At 61.9% G+C, this 19609-nt stretch carries 17 protein-coding genes; 16 read left to right on the forward strand and 1 reads right to left on the reverse strand.

From position 1 onward, the window contains the following. The first annotated feature begins 94 nt into the window (after positions 1–94). From RAD10_RS11310 to RAD10_RS11325, 4 genes are all read left to right on the forward strand, one after another. Complete coding sequence (locus tag RAD10_RS11310) at positions 95–1075, forward strand: Bug family tripartite tricarboxylate transporter substrate binding protein (protein ID WP_461617541.1); 981 nt, start codon at positions 95–97, stop codon at positions 1073–1075. Positions 1076–1217: 142 nt separating this feature from the next. Further along, complete coding sequence (locus RAD10_RS11315; protein WP_461617887.1) at positions 1218–2165, forward strand: tripartite tricarboxylate transporter substrate binding protein; 948 nt, start codon at positions 1218–1220, stop codon at positions 2163–2165. 3 nt (positions 2166–2168) lie between these two features. Then, on the forward strand, positions 2169–2654 hold the full coding sequence (locus tag RAD10_RS11320) for a tripartite tricarboxylate transporter TctB family protein (RefSeq protein WP_461617542.1): 486 nt from the start codon (positions 2169–2171) through the stop codon (positions 2652–2654). An 8-nt stretch (positions 2655–2662) separates the two neighbouring features. Further along, complete coding sequence (locus RAD10_RS11325; protein WP_461617543.1) at positions 2663–4171, forward strand: tripartite tricarboxylate transporter permease; 1509 nt, start codon at positions 2663–2665, stop codon at positions 4169–4171. A gap of 31 nt (positions 4172–4202) precedes the next feature. Here RAD10_RS11325 and RAD10_RS11330 read toward each other — a convergent pair whose 3' ends face one another. Continuing rightward, a complete protein-coding gene (locus RAD10_RS11330; protein WP_092253200.1) occupies positions 4203–4817 on the reverse strand; it encodes a TetR/AcrR family transcriptional regulator in 615 nt (204 codons plus the stop codon). A gap of 96 nt (positions 4818–4913) precedes the next feature. On the opposite strand from RAD10_RS11330, the gene RAD10_RS11335 reads away from it, so the two are divergent. The 12 genes from RAD10_RS11335 to RAD10_RS11390 all read left to right on the forward strand — a co-directional run bounded on the left by RAD10_RS11335 (position 4914) and on the right by RAD10_RS11390 (position 19598). Continuing rightward, positions 4914–5402: a tautomerase enzyme gene (locus RAD10_RS11335; protein WP_183235226.1), complete on the forward strand. Its 489-nt coding sequence runs from the start codon at positions 4914–4916 to the stop codon at positions 5400–5402. A 15-nt stretch (positions 5403–5417) separates the two neighbouring features. Beyond that, positions 5418–6197, forward strand: coding sequence for a crotonase/enoyl-CoA hydratase family protein (locus RAD10_RS11340; protein WP_461617544.1), 780 nt, complete (start codon positions 5418–5420; stop codon positions 6195–6197). 299 nt (positions 6198–6496) lie between these two features. Beyond that, positions 6497–7549, forward strand: a complete 1053-nt coding sequence (locus RAD10_RS11345; protein ID WP_461617545.1) for an NAD(P)-dependent alcohol dehydrogenase — start codon at positions 6497–6499, stop codon at positions 7547–7549. A gap of 1181 nt (positions 7550–8730) precedes the next feature. Further along, complete coding sequence (locus tag RAD10_RS11350) at positions 8731–10401, forward strand: aromatic/alkene/methane monooxygenase hydroxylase/oxygenase subunit alpha (protein WP_461617546.1); 1671 nt, start codon at positions 8731–8733, stop codon at positions 10399–10401. Between the two features lie 84 nt (positions 10402–10485). Beyond that, positions 10486–11526, forward strand: coding sequence for a 2Fe-2S iron-sulfur cluster-binding protein (locus RAD10_RS11355; protein ID WP_461617547.1), 1041 nt, complete (start codon positions 10486–10488; stop codon positions 11524–11526). 61 nt (positions 11527–11587) lie between these two features. After that, positions 11588–12658 (forward strand): aromatic/alkene monooxygenase hydroxylase subunit beta, encoded by a 1071-nt coding sequence (locus RAD10_RS11360; protein ID WP_092252089.1) that lies wholly within the window; start codon positions 11588–11590, stop codon positions 12656–12658. 6 nt (positions 12659–12664) lie between these two features. Beyond that, positions 12665–13036 carry an MmoB/DmpM family protein gene (locus RAD10_RS11365; protein WP_018319956.1) on the forward strand — a complete coding sequence of 124 codons (372 nt, stop codon included), beginning with the start codon at positions 12665–12667 and terminating at the stop codon, positions 13034–13036. A 122-nt stretch (positions 13037–13158) separates the two neighbouring features. Beyond that, on the forward strand, positions 13159–14181 hold the full coding sequence (locus tag RAD10_RS11370; RefSeq protein ID WP_092252091.1) for an amidohydrolase family protein: 1023 nt from the start codon (positions 13159–13161) through the stop codon (positions 14179–14181). Positions 14182–14185: 4 nt separating this feature from the next. Then, positions 14186–15022, forward strand: coding sequence for a metal-sulfur cluster assembly factor (locus RAD10_RS11375; RefSeq protein ID WP_461617548.1), 837 nt, complete (start codon positions 14186–14188; stop codon positions 15020–15022). 103 nt (positions 15023–15125) lie between these two features. Beyond that, positions 15126–16757, forward strand: a complete 1632-nt coding sequence (groEL, locus tag RAD10_RS11380; protein ID WP_461617549.1) for a chaperonin GroEL — start codon at positions 15126–15128, stop codon at positions 16755–16757. Positions 16758–16933: 176 nt separating this feature from the next. Then, on the forward strand, positions 16934–17428 hold the full coding sequence (locus RAD10_RS11385; protein ID WP_095426616.1) for a hypothetical protein: 495 nt from the start codon (positions 16934–16936) through the stop codon (positions 17426–17428). Between the two features lie 103 nt (positions 17429–17531). Next, positions 17532–19598: a sigma-54-dependent Fis family transcriptional regulator gene (locus RAD10_RS11390; protein ID WP_461617550.1), complete on the forward strand. Its 2067-nt coding sequence runs from the start codon at positions 17532–17534 to the stop codon at positions 19596–19598. Positions 19599–19609: the final 11 nt, after the last annotated feature.

Genomic DNA, 19609 nt, shown 5'->3' on the forward strand with positions numbered 1-19609 from the left:
AAGTCGGACGTGCTGCGCGACGATATCGCCAGACCCAACCGGCAAGGAACTGAAAAACGGCATGGCGTCAGCCTTGCGGGGAGGGGAGCAGCCTATGGAGTTCATCGGTCTTTGCCGCAAATTACTTCTTGCGTCGACCATTGCGTTGTCCATGCCCGCGATGGCGTGGGCGGAATTTCCCGAGCGACCGATCAAATTCGTCGTGCCCTTTGCAGCCGGCGGGCCGACGGATGCATTGGCACGGTCTCTGGCCGAGGGTGTCAGAGCTAAGGTTGGCCAACCCGTCATCGTCGAAAATCGTGCCGGCGCCGGCGCCAACGTCGGAGCCGACTTCGTCGCGAACTCGCCGGCCGACGGTTACACCCTTCTGTTCGGGACGTCGGGCCCGCTCGCCATCAATGTGAGCCTGTACGCGAAGCTCAGCTACGATCCGATCAAGAGCTTCGATCCGGTCATCATGATCGGAAAAATGCCCAACGTGCTTTCGGTGCATCCCTCTGTGCCGGCGCAGAATGTGCAGGAGTTGATCGCGTATGCGAAGGCGAATGCGGGAAAACTGAGCTTCTCCTCGTCCGGCAATGGCGCATCCACTCACCTAGCGGGTGTCATGTTCAATGCCATCGCCGGCACCGACATCCTGCACGTGCCGTATCGTGGCGGCGCGCCTGCGATCAACGATCTGATCGGCGGCCAGGTTCAGATGAGCTTTGCCGACATCTTCGTCTCCGCACCTCACATCAAGGCCGGACTCCTTCGCGCGCTCGGCGTCACGACGATCGAGCGGACGCCGGTTCTGCCCGATGTGCCGACCTTCGACGAGCAGGGCCTGAAAGGTTTCGACGTCAGCGTGTTCTTCGGCGTCGTCGCACCGAAGGGCGTGCCTGAGCCGATCATCGCGAAGCTCAATGCGGCCTTCGTCGCCGCCATGAACGACAGCTCGATCAAACCGATCCTTGATGCGCAGGGAATCATCCCGGCGCCGTCGAGCAGTCCCGCCTATCTGGGGACGTTCATGACGCAGGAAATTCCAAAATGGCGGGACGTCATCAACTCGATCGCACTGCGAGTTGATTGAGGCGGGAGAAGCCATCGGCAGTCGTGGTCGGCCAGGGGAGCGGATTCACGGTGCCGATGGCAGGCCGCCGGCAGGACACATGAAGACACGGGCTCGAGCGAACCACTGGAGAGAGGATCTTATGTTTCAACGCAGCAGTTTGATGATTGCGATCGCGGCGCTCGCCATGTTCGTGCCCGTCTACGCCGGCGCACAGGAATACCCGACCAAGCCGATCACGCTGATCATTCCCTGGCCGGCCGGCGGATCGACCGACCTCACCATGCGTGCGATCGCCGAGAGTGCTTCGAAGGTGCTGGGACAACCGATCGCGATCGACAACAAGGCCGGAGGAAGCGGCACGGTCGGCCCGGCCACCATGGCCGCATCCGCGAAGCCCGACGGCTACACCATCGCGCAGCTCCCGATGGGAGTGTTCCGTCTGCCGCTGATGCAGGAAGTCCCGTGGGATCCGTCGAAGGATTTCACCTATATCATCCACCTCTCGGGCTACACCTTCGGCGTCACGACCAGTGCGGAAGGTCCGTTCAAGACTTGGCAGGACGTGGTTGACTACGCCAAGGCCAATCCGGGCAAGGTCACCTATGCGACGCCTGGCGTCGGGACTTCGCCGCATGTCGGGATGGAACAGATCGCCATGCTCGCGGGCATCAAGCTCACGGCTGTCCCGTTCAAGGGCGGCGCGGAGACGAATGCCGCGGTGCTCGGTCAGCATACGATGCTGCAGGCCGACGCCACCGGCTGGCGTCCGCTGGTCGACGCCGGCAAGCTGCGCCTGCTGATGGTGTGGACCGCGAGCCGCTCGCCGAACTTTCCCGACGCGCCGACGCTGAAGGAACTCGGCTATCCCGTGGTCTACGACTCGCCGTTCGGCATCGCCGGCCCGAAGGGCATGGACCCCAAGATCGTCGCCAAGCTGCACGACGCCTTCAAGAAGGCGCTGGATGATCCGGCCGTGGTCGCGACGCTGTCCAAATACGACATGGTGCCGAACTACAAGAACAGCGAGGACTACAAGAAGTTCGTCGTCGAGGTCACCGAATCTGAGCGCAAGGTGATCGATGCACTCGGGCTCGGCAAGAAGAACTGACCCATGAGCGGCGATAGCAACGTCAAGGTCCGCCTCGACAATTCGGAGCTTTGGAGCGGGCTGATCGGGCTCGGGCTCGGCCTCTTCGTGATCCGGTCCGGCCTGAAGCTCAAGCTCGGCACCATCCACGATCCGGGCCCGGGCTTCGTGCTGTTCTATACCGGCATCCTGATCTGCGCGTTTGCGGCAACGATCATCGTTGCCGCGATCACCGAAGGCGGGCCGACCTTCGGCTCGCGCTGGAAAGATGCGCGCTGGGCCAAGCCGGTCATCGTCATCGCATGCCTCACCGGGTTCGCCATCGCGCTCGATCCGCTCGGCTTCCTGCTCGCCGCCATTCCGCTGACGCTGCTGCTGATGTGCCTGATTGACCCGGTGCGCTGGTCGCTGGCGATTCCAATTTCCATTCTCGTTCCCGTCGGCATGTGGTGGCTGCTCAAGCAAGCGCTTGGCATTCAGCTCCCGTCCGGCATGTTCGGTATCGGCTGAGCACGGTCATGGATACTCTCGTCAATGTCGCGCATGGCTTCGGGGTCGCACTGGCGCCGATCAACCTGCTTTACTGTTTCATCGGCGTCTTCATTGGCACGCTGGTCGGCGTGTTGCCGGGCATCGGGCCGATCTCGGCGATGTCGTTGCTGCTGCCCGTGACGCTCTCGGGCACGCCGGAATCCGGCATCATCATGATGGCCGGCATCTATTACGGCTCGATGTATGGCGGCTCTACCACCTCGATCCTGGTCAATATCCCCGGCGAGGCGGCCTCCGTCGTCACATGCATCGACGGCCACCAGATGGCGAAGCAGGGCCGCGCGGGTCCCGCGCTCGGCATCGCCGCCTTCGGCTCCTTCATCGCCGGCACCTTTTCGCTGGTCGCCTTGATGCTGGTCGCGCCGAAGCTCGCCAGCGTCGCCATCGTTTTTGGTCCCGCCGAGTATTTCAGCCTGATGGCGCTCGGGCTCGTGGTGCTGACCTTCCTCACCCAGGGCTCGATGGCGAAGGCGCTGTTGATGGCCTGTATCGGCGTCGTGCTCGGCCTGATCGGGCTCGACAGCATTACGGCGCAGCCGCGCCTGACCTTCGGTCGCATGGAACTGATGGACGGCATCGGACTCGTGCCGGTCGTGATGGGCCTGTTCGGCGTCGCCGAGGTGCTGCTCAACACCGAGCAGGCCATCAAGCGCGACATCATCAATGCCAAGATCACCCGGCTCCTCCCGAACAAGGAGGACTGGAAGGCGAGCGCCGGCCCTGTCGGCCGTGGCACCATTCTCGGTTTCTTCCTCGGCATCCTGCCGGGCGGCGGCGCCGTCGTGGCGTCCTTTGCCTCCTACGCGCTGGAGAAGCGGCTCTCCGCGACGCCCGAACGTTTTGGCCATGGCGCTATCGAAGGCGTCGCAGGGCCGGAAGCGGCCAACAACGCCGCAGCCGGCGGCGCGTTCATTCCGCTGATGACGCTCGGCATTCCGCCCAACGTGGTGATGGCGCTGCTGCTCGGTGCCTTCGTGGTTCACGGGCTGCAACCGGGACCGCTGATGATCACGCAGAACCCCGGGCTGTTCTGGGGCATCGTCGCCAGCATGTATATCGGCAATCTGATGCTGCTGGTGCTCAATCTGCCGATGATCGGCATGTGGGTGCAACTTCTGAAGCTGCCTTACAACATCCTGTTCCCCCTCATCATCCTCTTCACCATCATCGGCGTCTATTGCAGTGGCAATAACGTTTTCGACGTCTATGTGATGATCGCGTTCGGGATCATCGGCTATTTCATGCGCAAGCTCGGCTACGAGCCGGCGCCGCTGGTGCTCGCCTTCGTGCTCGGGCCGATGCTGGAGAACAATCTGCGCAAGTCGCTGATCCTCTCGCAGGGCGATCTCGGCACCTTCGTGACGCGGCCGATCTCGGCGGTGTGCCTCGCGCTTGCTCTGGTGCTGCTGATCGGACCGCTGTTGCCGACGCTGCGCAGAAAGCGCGAACTGGTGGCGCTTGACGAGGGAGCCTGACGTTGACCTGTGCGGCTCTCGCTTCTCGACGCTATGGCTTGTCGATTGCGCTCTTCAGCAGGAGCTCGAGCTCGTGACTGACCTCCTCCAGGGGTTGGGCGCTACGCGCAGCCCTGCACATGGCGACCGTACCTTCGACCGATGCGACGATCAGCGTGGCAAGCCGCCGTGCGCGCGACGCGGTGAGGCCTTCCTGCTTCAGCGCATTGGACAGGATCTGCTGCCAGTCCGCAAAGATGCCCTGAGCGAGATCAAGCAGATGGCGCTGGACCGCCTGTCCGCCGGCGGTTTCCTGATCGGAGGGATCGCTGACATATTCCTCGACGGCAACTGCCAGGATCGGACATCCGGCCTGATAATTCGTCTGTTCCAGCGTCCTCTTCCAAAGCGTGATGAAGGCGCGCAGGCCGGCCATGGCCCCCCGTTCGCTGGTGAGATGCCGCAGGGGGCCGCTGACCTGGGTGCCCGCAAAGACAATGGCATCTTCGATGAGCTGCCGTTTGCCCCCGGGAAAATGATGGCTGATCGATCCGCGCGGCGTGCCAGTGTGGCGCACGACCTCCCGTACGCTCGTCGCATTCACGCCGCGGCGGCTCATCAGATCGGCGGCCCCGGCCACCATTTTCGCTCTCGTATCGGACGTCATCGGGCACCTCGTCATCCGATGCTACAATATGACAGTTGACATAGCTAGCGCCGTGTGGGTGTATGTCACGTGACATAGTTTGCCGGAGAGCTCGAGATGACCTTTATCCATGTGATGACCCCGCAAGGCCGATTGACCGGTCAGCAGCGCCGGGTGCTTGCCAAGACGCTGACGGATGCCGTGCTGGTGCCGGAGGTCGGCCGGCTCGTTCCCCAGGCACGGCGAGGTTACCAGGTGCATTTCCTCGAGCGGCCACTCGACATGATCGCGCACGGCGGAGAGCTGCTCTCGGACCAGCCGAGCGACGTCATGGTGGTGGACGTCGTCGTGATGGACTGCTGCTGGACCCGCGAGGACCGGGCCACGGTCATTCGCAACGTTCTCAGCGCCCTCGCGGATGCTTGCGAGATGAAGGAGCCCTCTCCGAGCTGGTGGGTCAATTTCCGCATCATCGAAGAGGGCAATTGGGGCTCTCGCGGCGGCGTGTTGTCCTTCCTCGACATTCTCCAGGAGGGCGCAGCGGCGTTCCCGCCGGAGCGGGCCGCAGCCATTCGAACCGCACTCGCCATCAAGAACGACAGGTAGACAGGAGACGCTTGCATGACCACCGAAGGCACGATCCGCACCGAGGCGCATGATCACATCCTGAAGATCATCATCGACAATCCCGCGAAGAAGAACTCCTTCTCGCCACAGATGATGGATCTGCTGTCGGACGCGTTGACCGAGTTGCATGACAACGACGGCTACTGGGTCGGCGTGATTTGCGCGGAAGGCAAGGATTTCACCGCGGGCCTCGACATGCCGAAATTCTTCGGCCCGAATGCCGAGAAGCGGACTGTCAAGGAAGGCAATGTCGACGTTTTCGGCCTCACCAAGCGCTGCAAGAAGCCGATCGTCACCGCGACGCAAGGCATCGTCTACACCGTCGGCATCGAGCTGATGCTGGCCGGCGACATCGTGGTGGCCGCCGACGACAGCCGGTTCTGCCAGATGGAGGCTAAGCGCGGCATCGCGCCCCTGGGCGGCGCTCACTTCCGCTATCTGTCCCGCGCAGGCTGGGGTAACGCCATGTACCACCTCTTCCTCTGCGATGAATTCACGGCGCAGCGTGCGCGCGAGATCGGTCTCGTTCAGGAGGTCGTTCCGGCCGGCCAGCAGATCGGCCGTGCCATGGAGATCGCGGCGACCATCGCCCGCAACGCACCGCTTGGGATTCAGGTGACCAAGGAAGCGGCCGCGAAATACACCGAGCAGGGTGAGGCGGCTGCGATCGCCTGCATTCCGGCGATCCGGGACCGTGTGCTCAAGAGCGCCGACGCGCGCGAGGGCATCCAGTCCTTTGTCGAGCGGCGCCCGGCGGTCTTCCAGGGGCGGTGAGCAAGAGGTCGGCAGCGATCCCGCGATCAACCGGATGCGTCGAGCGTATGCTTCGGCATTGCGGGCGCAGGCTGTTCCTGGCACGGCCTCAAAGCGGACGCTAACCTGGAACACCGCAATCTCGCGTACAGCGCCTGGGTGGCTGGCCTTGTCGTCGCCAGTCCACTCGCTCGGCCCAAGGGGCCTCAGCATAAGCATTCCCTGGTGCGTTGCGACATTCGAGCAAGCTTGCTGGCACGAAAAATGCTGAGCCGCCTCGTCGAAGGCGAGCATGAAGTTCGCCGCGGACGGAGGACAACATGAAAGCCCAAGTACTGAGAGCGTATGACGAAAAGCTATCCGGCGAGCGCTGGGTTAGCGAAGAACAAGTGCCTGATCCGAAGCTGACGAAATCGACCGACGTCATCGTTCGCATTGGCGGTGCAGGCGTATGCAGGACCGATCTTCACATCATCGAAGGCGTGTGGAAGCCGCACATGGATCCGACCGGCGACAAGCTGCTGCCCCTGATCATGGGACACGAAAATGCCGGCTGGATCGAGGAGGTCGGCAAGGAGGTCGAGGGGTTGAAGAAGGGCGATCCTGTGATCGTCCACCCGAAGATCACCGGCGGGACGTGTCTCGCCTGCCGCCGGGGCTTCGACATGCACGGCCCCGGCACATTTCCCGGTCTCGATTGCAATGGGGGCTATGCAGAAGTTCTTTGCACCTCGGAACGGAACATTGTCCCTCTGTCGCGGACGCTTGCGCCCAAGGAGGTCGCGCCATACGCGGACGCGGGTCTCACGGCGTATCGCGCAGCGAAGAAAGCCACGCGTCACCTTTTGCCGGGCGAATTCTGTGTCGTCATCGGTGCGGGCGGCTTGGGTCACATCGGAATCCAGTGCCTCAAAGCGATGTGTGCGGCCGACATTATTGTCGTCGACAAGTCCGAGGCATCGCTGAAACTAGCTGAAAAATCAGGCGCCGATCACCTCGTGAAGGCCGACGGCAATGAAGTGGCAGCCGTTCTGGAGTTGACTGCTGGAAACGGTGCCGAAGCGGTGATCGATTTCGTCGGCGAGAAGGGCACGACCTCGAAGGGCCTGGCAATGACCCGCCCGATGGGGAGCTATTACGTCGTCGGCTATGGTGAGGACATCCGGGTGCCGACCGTCGACATGGTGATCACCGAGAAGAACATTATCGGCAATCTGGTCGGCACATGGGCCGAGTTGACCGAGTTGATGGCGCTTGCGGACAGAGGTTTGGTCGAGCTCGCTACAGCTGAGTATCGCCTTGCCGATGCCAACAAGGCTCTTCACGACCTCAACGCCGGCAAAATTCACGGACGCGCAGTTCTTATTCCCTGAACCTGATCCAACCCGATCCATCGCGGGTAAGCACTTGCTCGCGATGGACTTCGAGGGCTCGCGCTCTGAGATGGGCGTGCAGTTTTGTAGGGCGTTCGGTCAAAATACTCGGGCGTCCTGACCTGCTTGTGCGCCAAGCCGTCGAGGCAACCAAACGCAGGCGCAGAGAGTCTCATTCTGCGTCGTCGTCTCAATTTGCGTCGCAGCGGGGGAGCAAAATGCGCCGAAGCTTCCAGAGTCCCACCAGGTGCCGTGCTATCTGCGGCCGGAAGCGCGGGTTGACCGGCATCATCTCTGGCGTACGGCGCCGGGCTCCGGGAGGGGCGTCGATCGGTTCAAACGACGTAAGAAGGCCGATCGCAAATGGCTTCGCTGCTTGTTGGCCGGATAGTCCGAGCAGAACTCTCAAATAGCATCGTACGGCTTCGCCTTGGGAGCGTCAGATGAGGTTCGTCCTGGTGAATGGCAGGATGCCATGTTCGAAGACGCTTTGCATGCATTGCTGTGCGCCAATCCATGCAGGCTATTTGAGAGAACTCAGCACCGGGCTGTCGTTCTGTGATCACGAATGCTACGCGCTCTATTCCTGTCGCTGGGCCGTGAAGCTTGGGTCGGGCGTTGCGCGGATCAACGCCCCATAACGCATGTCCAGTGCCCGGGCGCGTGATCGCTGCTGCAATGCAAATAGTGCGGCGCAAACTCACGCTTCTGGTTTGCTGAGAATCTCAATCTGCAATTTCTGTCGCAATTTGCATCGGCCTCGTCCGCGGGCTCGCAGCTGTAACGCCTGCGTTTGCGCCGATCTCCGCTTTCGCGCAGCCGGAAGCGATCCGGCGAGCCGTCCCGACCGCTGGCACGACCGTTGCAAAGCTTCCGATACAAGAACGCCGACTGCTCTGTATGGGGCGAGCCGCGAAAAGAACGAGGGAAGGGACGTCGAGCTAAGGGCGCATCATGTGCGGGATGACGTAACTGCGATCGGAGGACCGCCGCTCCGATGATCGCCTCATCCTCCTAGTGCTCCACAGTCGTCCCAGGACCCTTGCCGATATCAAGCGTCCGGCCGTGCAAGCGGCCGCGAGGTGGCCCGTAACGCACGGGTAGGCACTGCCCGGTCCGTGGAGGGCCTGGGCAGGCGAAATATCGATGTGGTTTCTGACCCGATCAGGAGGAAAGACTAGATGTCTGGAACTTTAACTCTCAACAAGATCACGGCCCAGCGCGGCATTTCCGTAGGTGAGGCTGCAAAGAAGATCGCAGACCTCGGATGGAATCCGTCCTACGTCCAGGAAGCGATGACCTTCCCCACGGACTACAAGATCACGAAGGCGCCGAAGGATCCGATGAAGCAGGTCCTCCGCTCCTACTTCCCGATGCAGGAGGAAAAGGACAATCGCGTCTACGGTGCGCTCGACGCGGCGCTCCGCGGCGACATGTTCCGTAACGTCGAGCCGCGATGGGTCGAGTGGATGAAGCTGTTCCTGGCGATCATTCCGTTCCCGGAAATCTCCGCCGCACGGTCCATGGCCATGGTCGGCCGTCTGGCCCCGGGTGAGGATCTCCGCACCGGCTTCACGATGCAGATGGTCGACGAGTTCCGCCACTCCACCATCCAGATGAACCTGAAGAAATGGTACATGGAGAACTACATCGACCCGGCCGGATTCGACATCACCGAGGAGGCGTTCGGCAAGTGCTACGCCACCACGATCGGCCGGCAGTTCGGCGAGGGCTTCATCACCGGTGACGCCATCACGTCGGCGAACGTCTACCTGACCGTGGTCGCAGAGACCGCGTTCACCAACACGCTGTTCGTCGCGATGCCGTCGGAGGCGGCCCGGAATGGCGACTATGCGTTGCCGACCGTGTTCCTGTCGGTCCAGTCGGACGAGAGTCGCCATATCGGCAACGGCCACTCGATGCTGATGTCGATGCTGAAGGAGCCTGAGAACCACCTGCTGCTCGAACGCGACATGCGGTATGCCTTCTGGCAGAACCATGCCATCGTCGATGCGGCGATCGGCACCTTCATCGAGTACGGGACCACGAACCGCGACAAGAACAAGGAGTCGTATGCGGAGATGTGGCACCGCTGGATCTTCGAGGACTACTACCGGACCTATATGCTGCCGCTCGAGAAATACGGCATCAAGATCCATCATGACGACGTCCAGACCGCCTGGAAGCGACTGACCGAGAAGCACTACGTCCACAAGGTCGCGCAATTCTTCGCAGTCGGCTGGTCGGCGAACTTCTGGCGCATCGAGGCCCAGACCGACAAGGACTTCGAGTGGTTCGAGCACAAATATCCGGGCTGGTACGCGCAGTTCGGCGAGTTCTGGAAATGGTACGAGAAGCTGTCGCATCGCGGCCAGACCAACATCCTGTTCAATAGCGATGTCGGTTACGTCTATCCGCATCGTTGCTGGTCGTGCCTCGTTCCATGCCTGATCCGTGAGGACATGGTCACCGACGAGATCGACGGCAAGCTGCACACCTTCGCCCATGAGCTCGACCGCTGGACGGCGGTCGAAGCCTTCGCCGGCGAGTACCAGGGACGTCCGACCCCGGCGATGGGACGGTTCAGCGGCCGTCGCGAGTGGGAGAGCGTCTACCACAACGTGGATATCGCCGACGCCATCAAGGATCTCGGCTTCGTGCGCACGGACGGCAAGACGCTGGTCGCCCAGCCGCACCTGCGGTTCGACCAGAAGGAAATGTGGACGCTCGACGATGTCCGCGGCCACATCCTCAAGAGCCCGCTGCAGACGCTGCGGGAGATGAGCCCGGCCGACCGCGAGACTCATCTTGCCGACTACCGCAAGGGATTCACGATCAATCCCTGCCACTAAGCGAGATCGAAGGGGCCGGCTTCGGCCGGCTCCTTCCCGATCGTTCCCCGGAAGATATGAAGCGTTGGTTTGAGGAGGCTCCCTATGGGCGCGCCCACGAATGTCGTTCGCCTGCAGCCGGTTGGCATAGAGTTCGAGGTCGAGGAGAACGAAACCGTTCTCGACGCCGCGTTTCGCCAAGGGATCGCGCTGCCGCATGGTTGCAAGGAAGGACAGTGCTCGGCGTGCAAATGCGTGCTTACCGGAGGGGACGTGGAGCTGAAGAAATACTCCACGTTTGCCCTCAATGAGATGGAACGCGGCCAGGACTACATCCTGCTCTGCCGGACCTTGGCCTATTCGGATCTTGAGGTGGAGCTGCTCAACTATGATGAGGAGGTGCTGTCGAAATCGATCCCCGTCAAGGATTTCACGGGCACTGTCACGAACGTCGCTGCGCTGACCCATGACATCCGCCTCCTCGAGATCACGCTGGAGCAACCTCTGAAGTTCTGGGCGGGTCAATATGTCGACATCACGCTCCCGGGACCAGAGACGATTACGCGCTCGTTTTCCATGGCAAATCCGCCGGGCGAAGGCCAAAAACTCGCGTTCATCATCAAGAAGTACCCCAACGGACGCTTCTCCTCGCGACTTGACGGAGACCTTGTCGTCGGAACCGAAGTCGGAATCAAAGGACCTTACGGGACCTGTTTCCGACGAGAAAACAAAACCGGAGCCATGATCCTGGTCGGCGGTGGATCCGGGATGTCGCCACTGTGGTCCATCCTGCATGATCACATCAGCTCGGGAGAAGTGCGCCCGGTGTACTTCTTCTACGGAGCTCGAACGCAGGGCGACCTTTTCTATCTCGATCGCTTCGCCGAGCTCGCAGCCAACCATCCGGAGTTCACCTTCGTCCCCGTCCTTTCCCATGCAGCGGACGATACGGCCTGGAGTGGAGCGAAGGGCTTCGTGCACGAAGCGGTCGGATCGCACCTTCGCGGCGCCGGATATGGCGAAGACGTCGACGTCTACGCTTGCGGACCATCGCCGATGATCGAGGCGTTGACGCCGGTACTGCAGATGAACGACGTCGAGTCAGACCGAACCTTCTTCGACAAGTTTACGCCAGCCAACAACTAGGGCGGCATTGACCGCCGAGCGACCCATCTTAAGGCCCGACAACAGGAGGAGGAAGACGACCATGACTGCCGTTCAAACTGAATCAGCCAAATCCGGTGCAGCAGGTTCTGCGGTGTTCCCGGACTCGGATAGCCGAAAATATCGGTATTTCGAGCCGCGCAGCAAGCGCGCCACGCACTACGAGGACGTGACGGTCGACGTCCAACCCGACCCGGAACGCTACCTGTTGCAGGACTGGATCATCGCCTTTCCGAACGGCAAGGGTGCCTACACCAAGGACAACACGGCGGCGCTCAGCTCGAACTGGCACGCCTTCCGCGCCCCCGACCAGGAGTGGGAGCGCACTCACTACCAGCGGCAGTCCAGGATCGAGGCGATGGTCCAGGCGGTGATCGCCAACGGCCGCAAGTCCGGCGCACCGAAGAGCTTCGACAAGGCCTGGATCAAGATCCTGCAGAACCATCTGGGCGCCTGGAAGCATGCCGAGTTCGGCCTCGGCACGTCGCTGATGCAGGCTCAGCGCTACGGCTACACCCAGATGATCAACAACGCGACGCTGACCAACTCGTCGTACAAGCTCCGCCTTTCCCAGGACATCACGCTCTATCTGGCCGAGATCGGAATGGACATTCCGGGCTTCGACGACGCGGCAGGCAAGCGCGCCTGGCTCGAAGACAAGGGCTGGCAAGGTACCCGGGAAGCGATCGAATCGATCATGGGCTCGCCCGACTATCTCGAGCAGTACTTCGCCACGAACATCGTGTTCGAGCCACTCGTCGGCGAACTGTTCCGCAGCGGTTTCCTGATGCAGGTGGCCTCGTCGAACGGCGATTTCATCACGCCGCCGGTGATTTCGTCTGCGGAGGCGGATTACGAGCGCAATCTCGCCAACACGATCGATCTGATGCACCTCCTGGTGACCGACAATCAGCATGCCGCCCACAACAAGAAGCTGTTCCAGGGCTGGGTGAACAAGCATGTGGCGCTGGCGAACAAGGCGGCGGCCGGCCTTCAACCGATCTGGTCGCAACCGCACTCGAAGCCGGTGCAATACGCCGATGCCCGTGCGCAGTCGGTCGAACGCATCAAGAAGATTCTCGGCGAGCTCGGCCTCACCCTTCCCAAGGAGTAAATTGCAATGTCCGTCGTTTCCAGATCTGCGACCAACCAGAACATCTTTCAGAAGATGGGAGATCTTCGTTTCGAGCAAACGATTTCCCATCAGTGCGGCGTCACCATGAACGACAGCGTCGAGGCGCGGGCCATTGCCGAGTTCATGGGAAAGAAGCCGAACGTCACCGTGACCTACCAGCCCGCGCTGATCCGCATCGACGGCGAGGGCAAGCTGATCTTCAAGATGGACGAGATCAGCGAAATTCTCGGGAAGGAAATGACCGCCGAGATCTTCGAGGTGAATACCTCGACCCACTACGGCCGGATGGTGCGCATCGACGACAACACGGTGACGCTGTTCGGCAACATGGACGAGGTCTTCGAATACATCGAGTGAGCTCCATTCTCCCTGACTGGGTGGGGCCGCTTCGTGGCCCCACCTCTTCTCGAACCGTTCCAGCGCGACGATTGCGCATCGATTGATCGAATAGAGCTAACCAAGGATTCCTGGAGATCACCATGTTCATCACTCCCAGCGGCGAGGAAGTTTTCGTAATCGACGGCCACACCCATTTCTGGGACGGTAGCCCGGCCAACCAGCTCAACATCCACGGCAAGCAGTTCATCGACTGCTTCTACGCGTATCACACCTCGCTCAGCCCGAAGGACAAGCTCTGGCCGAAGGAGCAGTTCGAGAAATACAGTGCCGATCAGATGTACCACGATCTGTTCGTCGATGGTCCGGACGACATGGCCGTCGTTCAGTCGACCTACCTGACCGAGTTCTACAAGAACGGGTTCAATACCATCGATCGCAATGCCGAGATGGCGAAGAGGTACAAGGACCGCTTCATCGTCAACGGCGCCTTCGACCCGCGAGACGGCGAGAAGGCGCTCGAGTACATCCACTACATGAAGGAGACGTTCGGCATCAAGGGCGTCAAGCTCTATACGGCCGAGTGGAAGGGTGACTCGCGTGGCTGGAAGCTTACGGATCCCAACGCCTATCGCTGCTTCGAGCTTTGCCAGAAGCTGGGGATCACCAACATCCACGTCCACAAAGGGCCGACGATCATTCCGTTGGACAAGGATGCCTTCGATGTTCACGACGTCGACCATGCCGCGACCGATTTCCAGGGGCTGAATTTCATCATCGAGCATTGCGGCCTGCCGCGACTCGACGATTTCTGCTGGATCGCCGTGCAGGAGACCAACGTCTATGGCGGCCTGGCGGTGGCACTGCCGTTCATCCACGGACGTCCGCGCTATTTCGCCGAGGTGATCAGCGAGCTTCTGTTCTGGGTCGGTGAGGACAAGATTCTCTTCGGCAGCGATTACGCGATCTGGACGCCTCGCTGGCTGGTCGAGAAGTTTTGGAACTTCGAGCTGCCGGAAGACCTGAAGCAGGAGCACGGCGTCGACCTCACCCCCCAGGCGAAGCGGAAGATTCTGGGCCTCAATGCGGCGCGCCTCTATGGCGTCGACGTCGAGGCGCAGAAGGCGAAGCTTGCACAGCAGGTTCACGCGACCGCGGCGGAGTAGAATCATGAGCGCGCTCCAACATCAGCATGATCGTAAGACCGGCGAGGTGTGGGAGCGCCTTGCGATGGTGACGGATCCCGAGCTGGACGAGTCGGTTACCGAGCTCGGATTTGTCGAGCAAGTCTCCGTCGACCATGACGACGGCGTCGAGATCGTCTTTCGTCTGCCGACCTATTGGTGTTCGGCGAACTTCGCCTTCCTGATGGCCGATGACATGCGCCGGGCGGTATCCTCGCTGCCGTGGGTTCGCGAGGCCCGTCCGCAGCTTCGGGATCACATGGTCGCCGAGGAGATCAACAGGGGTGTCCGCGAGGGCATGTCGTTTGGTGATGCACTCAAGGACTTCGCGGCCGGCGGATCGCTTGACGAGCTGCGGGAGAAATTTCGCCGCAAGGCATTCGAACGGCGCCAGGAGACCATGATACTGGCATTGCGAGGGCTGGGTTATGAGGATCCGGCGATCTGCCGGATGGATCTGAGCACGTTTGACGCGATCAACTTCGACTCGGAGGAAATTGCCCGCCAGAAGCCGCGTTATCGAGAGCTTCTGGTCGAGCGGAACCTCGCCAATCTCGCCGGCGATCGCGCCTTTGTCACCTACGATGGATGCACCATCAAGCGACACGAAATGGTCTCGTATCTGCAGCGGTTGCGAGGCGTGCGTATCAACATGGAGTTCAACAGCTCCTTGTGCAGAGGGCTCCTTGCGGTCCGCTATCGCGAGGTCGATGGGGATCGGTCGAGCCAGACGCCGGGGCCGTGCGGTGGCTGCGGCAGTGGTTGTTCCGCGCAGTCTGTCGGTCGGGCGGCCCTGAAGACACATTCCGCCGCGCTTGTGTGAGCTGGGCCGCTACACGAAGCGCCTGCGAGCGCCGATAGACGGAGCGGACAGCAAGCCCGCCCGAGTTGATAACCAAGAGACGACCACGTGGGAGTGAAGCGCAATGCCAAAAGTTCTGCTGCATGACATCGAAGCTCGCCGTGCTCTCGCGCGCGGGGTCCAGAAGCTCGCCGCCGCGGTCGAATCGACGCTCGGTCCGAAGGGCATGAACGCGATGGTGGACAGGCCGATCGGCACGCCCATCGTATCGCGAGACGGCGTGACCATTGCCTCCGAGATCGAACTGCCGGACCGGTTCGAGAACATGGGCGCACAGGTGGTGCGCGAGGTCTCGATGCAGACCAACGAAGTCGCCGGCGACGGTACGACGACGGCGATGGTGCTCGCGAACGGCCTCATTCAAGGCGGCGTTGTGGCCCTGGAGCGAGGCGCCAAGGCCGTCGATCTCTGCAAGGGGATCGACCGGGCTGTCGAGGTCGTCGTCGAAACCCTGAAGGGTGCGGCGGTCGCCGTAACGGATCGCAAGACCCTGCAGGCGGTGGCGACGATCGCATCGACCGACGCTCACCTAGGCGGTCTGATCGCCGAGGCGGTCGAGCGCGTTGGCAAGGACGGCATCATCAGTTCCGAATACGGGCTGACGACGAGCACGACGCTCGAGGTCGTCGAAGGCATGTCGTTCGACCGCGGCTACATTTCCCACCATATGGTGACGGACGTCGAGAAGATGGAAGTGGTGCTGGATCAGCCCTACATTCTCCTGACCGATCTGAAGATCAGGACGCCGAGCGAACTGTCACCGGTCCGCGCGATGGTGGCCGCGACCGGACGGCCGCTCGTCATCGTCGCTGAGGAGATCGCGCCGGAGGTCGTCGTCACGCTGCTGGGCGATGGCAACCGCGGCAAGGTGCTCGTGGTCAATCCACCTGACTACGGCCATTGGCGCAAGGCGATGATGGACGACCTCGCCATCATCACGGGCGGGCGGGTCATTGCCCGCGAGCTCGGCGGCAGGCTGGAGGAGATCGGCATCGGCGATCTCGGCACCGCGCGGCAGGTGCGGGCGAGTGCGCGTGAAACGGTCATCATCCGGGGCGGTGGCGACGATGCGGCGATTGCGGCCCGGCGCCAGCAGGTGGCCAAGCAGCACGATCTGGCACCGCCCAACATCGAGCAGGACAAGCTCAAGGAGCGCCTCGCCAAATTGTCGGGCGGAACCGCGGTTATCTTTGCGGGGGGCGTCACGCCGGTCGAGCAGAAGCGTACGATCCAGCTGATCGACGATGCGTTGAGTGCGGCGCGGGCCGCGGCCGAGGAGGGCATCGTACCCGGTGGTGGCACGGCATTGGCGCAGTGCGCGCCGGTGGTGGCGCGCACGCTCGGCAATATCAATGGCGATCTGGGTGAAGGCATCAGGCTGGTACGTGAAATCTTGTCGCGTCCTGCCGCCTTCATCGCGCGGAATGCGGGGCATGACGCGCAGAAAGTCGTGGCCGAGCTGCAAAGCTCGCGGACGGGTGTCGGATTCGACGCCGCAAACGGCGTTTTCATCGACATGGTTTCGGCCGGCATCGTCGACCCCGTCAGGGTGACGTATACCGCGCTTCGAAACGCAGCCTCCGTCGCCACGCTGGTCCTGACCACCAACACGCTGGTTGCGGACGTGCCGCAATACACCGATCCGACGCAGGGACCGGCACTCGGCGGCGGAGCAGAGAAGCTTGGCCGCGCATGAGGCGTGTGCACGCACCTCGTGTTCCGCCGTACCGCTTCAGGCTCGAAGCGGTCGGGATATCTTAGGTGACAACGATCCGGAACGCGGTACAATCTTGGAAGCTCCGGCATGAGCCGAAGGAGGCGTGTAACAAGCCTCCACGGACATCCGACTAGCCGGGCAGGAGGAAGCGGGACATGGCCTACATCATCTCCAAACGCGACGGTCCGCACCGCGAAGAGGTGGCGGCGAAGGACTTCCTTCAGAAGAACCGCACCACCATCAACTCGCTCGCCAATCATCTGACGCTCGGGCGTTGGCAGGAGTTGCGCAATCCGAAGCCTCCTTCACAGCCTGAGCCATCCGGCAAGCTCTGGTCCACGTCTCCGGCGCGGCCAAAAGAGCTCGAGCCCTACGTGCGGATCAGCTTTAATGGTCGCGTCGTGATCGCCGATCTCGCTTCGGGCCGGCAACTCCATTTTGTCGGCGAGCTGCGCGGCAGCGGCCGATCGCGCCACTTCGCGCTGGCGACGCGCGAGAACGGGATCTTCGATCCGCTGGACGACGAGTTGTACAAGGTCCTGATCGACCTGGAAGGCGTGAGCGTCCCCGATGAGACGTCGGAGGCGCAACTGGAGCAGGTCATCTCAAATCGTCTCGGCTTGGACGCGATCGCCAGAAGCATCGAATAGTCTCCACGACCTGGACCTTGCGGGATATCGATCTCGATCGGGTCCGGCTCATGTCGTTTCTGCCGATCAAGCTGCTGTTTGCCCATTCAGATTTGGTGCCCCAATGCTGACGGAAACGTTCATGGCTAAGCCGCCGTTTTCCCTGGAAGGCTACAAAGTTCCGGACGCGACTGATGCGGAGCAGGGGCGGCCCTACGATGAACGAGAGACCAACAGGGCGTGGGAAAACTTTCTGACGTTCGGAGACGCGAAGCGCGAGAACGCGCTGGTGCGAGGCGTCATCGAGGAGTCATGGCAGCGCAGCATCCAATCGGGCGTCGATGCCCGTTGCAAGGGCAGCGGTCTCATCGCCTCGCCGGACGATCTCTATGAGCTGCGTCTGAAGAACGACGATCTGCTCGGCTCCAGCGCTCAGACCTTTCGCCGGGTGGCCGATGTCCTCGGCGATGCGGCCACGATGTTGGTCATCACCGACAGGAATGGCGTCGTGCTCGATGTCGGGGGCGACCAGCGGACGATCGATGCGGGGCACGATATTCGCCTCGAAGTCGGCGCCGATTGGGGCGAGACGGTGACCGGCACCAACGGCATTGGCACGGCGCTCGTCACGGGCAAGCCGGTCCATGTCCACGCGGCGGAGCACTTCTCCGAAGGCATCAAGGCCTGGACCTGCGTCGGCAGCCCCATTCGCAGCCCGATCGACGGCAGCATCATCGGCATCATCGATTTTTCCGGACCACAGGCAATCTTTCACCGGCACAATGTCGCGCTGGCGGTGATCGCGGCCAATCATATCGAGCTTGCCCTTTCGGAAAAGATCCGGCTCGAGAGAATACTGCTCCTCGAGGCGAGCATCTCTCGGATGCCGGGGATGGGCAGTGCCGACGGCGTGGTGATCCTGGATCGCTTTGGTCGGGTCGTCCATCACAACGACATGGCGTCGGCTCGCTGGCGTCGGCTCGCGCAGTCTCGTGAGTTGAGCATTGGGTCACAGATTCTTCCAAGTCGCGAAGGCCTGTTGGGAAAAGACCTGGCCGAGGGGTTGCCCGAGGAGCTGCGCGAGCAGCGGATCGAGCCACTAATCGTCGACGGGATTGTGAAGGGCGCAATGCTCGTGCTTGCTTCGAAGCCGCGGACAAATCCTGCTGCATCCGAGATGTCGCCGACAACCCGCGCCGCCCTGATGTCGGCAAAGGAAGCAATCGTCGGATGTAGCGAGGCATTGCTTGAGGTGGTGCAGAAAATCGAGCGGGCGGCGCTTGGCCGGACAGCAATCCTGCTCGAGGGCGAGACGGGCGTCGGCAAGGAACTCTTCGCCCGCTTGGTTCATGCCGCCAGTCAGAAGACCGGCAAGGAGCCTTTCGTTGCCTTCAATTGCGGTGCGGTTTCGAAGGAGTTGCTCGGCGGCGAATTGTTCGGGCATGCGCCGGGCGCTTATACCGGCGCTACGCGCGAGGGAAGGCCCGGGCGGTTCGAATTTGCCAATGGCGGCGTGCTCAGCTTGGACGAGATCGGCGAGATGCCGATGGACCTGCAACCTTACCTGCTCCGTGTGCTGGAAGAGCGCGCGGTGTACAGACTGGGTGACAGCAAGGCGCGCCCGGTGGACGTACGGCTGGTGGCGTCGACCAATCGGAACCTGAAGCAGGAAGTGGCCGAGGGACGTTTCCGGAAAGATCTGTACTTCCGGATTGGCGTCGTCAAGTTCACCATCCCGCCGCTCCGCGATCGGCTGGGCGACGTCGAGATCCTGATCGATCACTTCAACAGGCAATTCGCTGCGATCTACAGCACCCAGCCGCTGCGCTTCGAGGCGGCCACGATGGAGTTGCTGCGCCGCTATTCCTGGCCGGGAAACGTTCGCGAGCTGCGCAACCTGATTGAGAACCTGGTGCTGATGACGATAACCGGCATCGTCACGCCCAGGGACCTGCCGGAGGATTTCGTGGAGGTCACGCCGGCTCAACCTCCCTCGATCTCGGTGCAGTCGGAGAACAGCGCGACGGGATCGGAGGGCGACGAGATCGCGCGCTTTGACGAGATGGAGCGGCGTGCGATCGAGAGGGCCGTCGCAAACGCCGGCGGCAATATTGCGGCTGCCGCGGAAAAGCTGGGGCTCTCGCGCGCTACGCTGTACCGCAAATTGCACCAATACCGTTCCCGGACCTAACGATCGGGGAG

Source organism: Bradyrhizobium sp. 23AC (assembly GCF_054863025.1).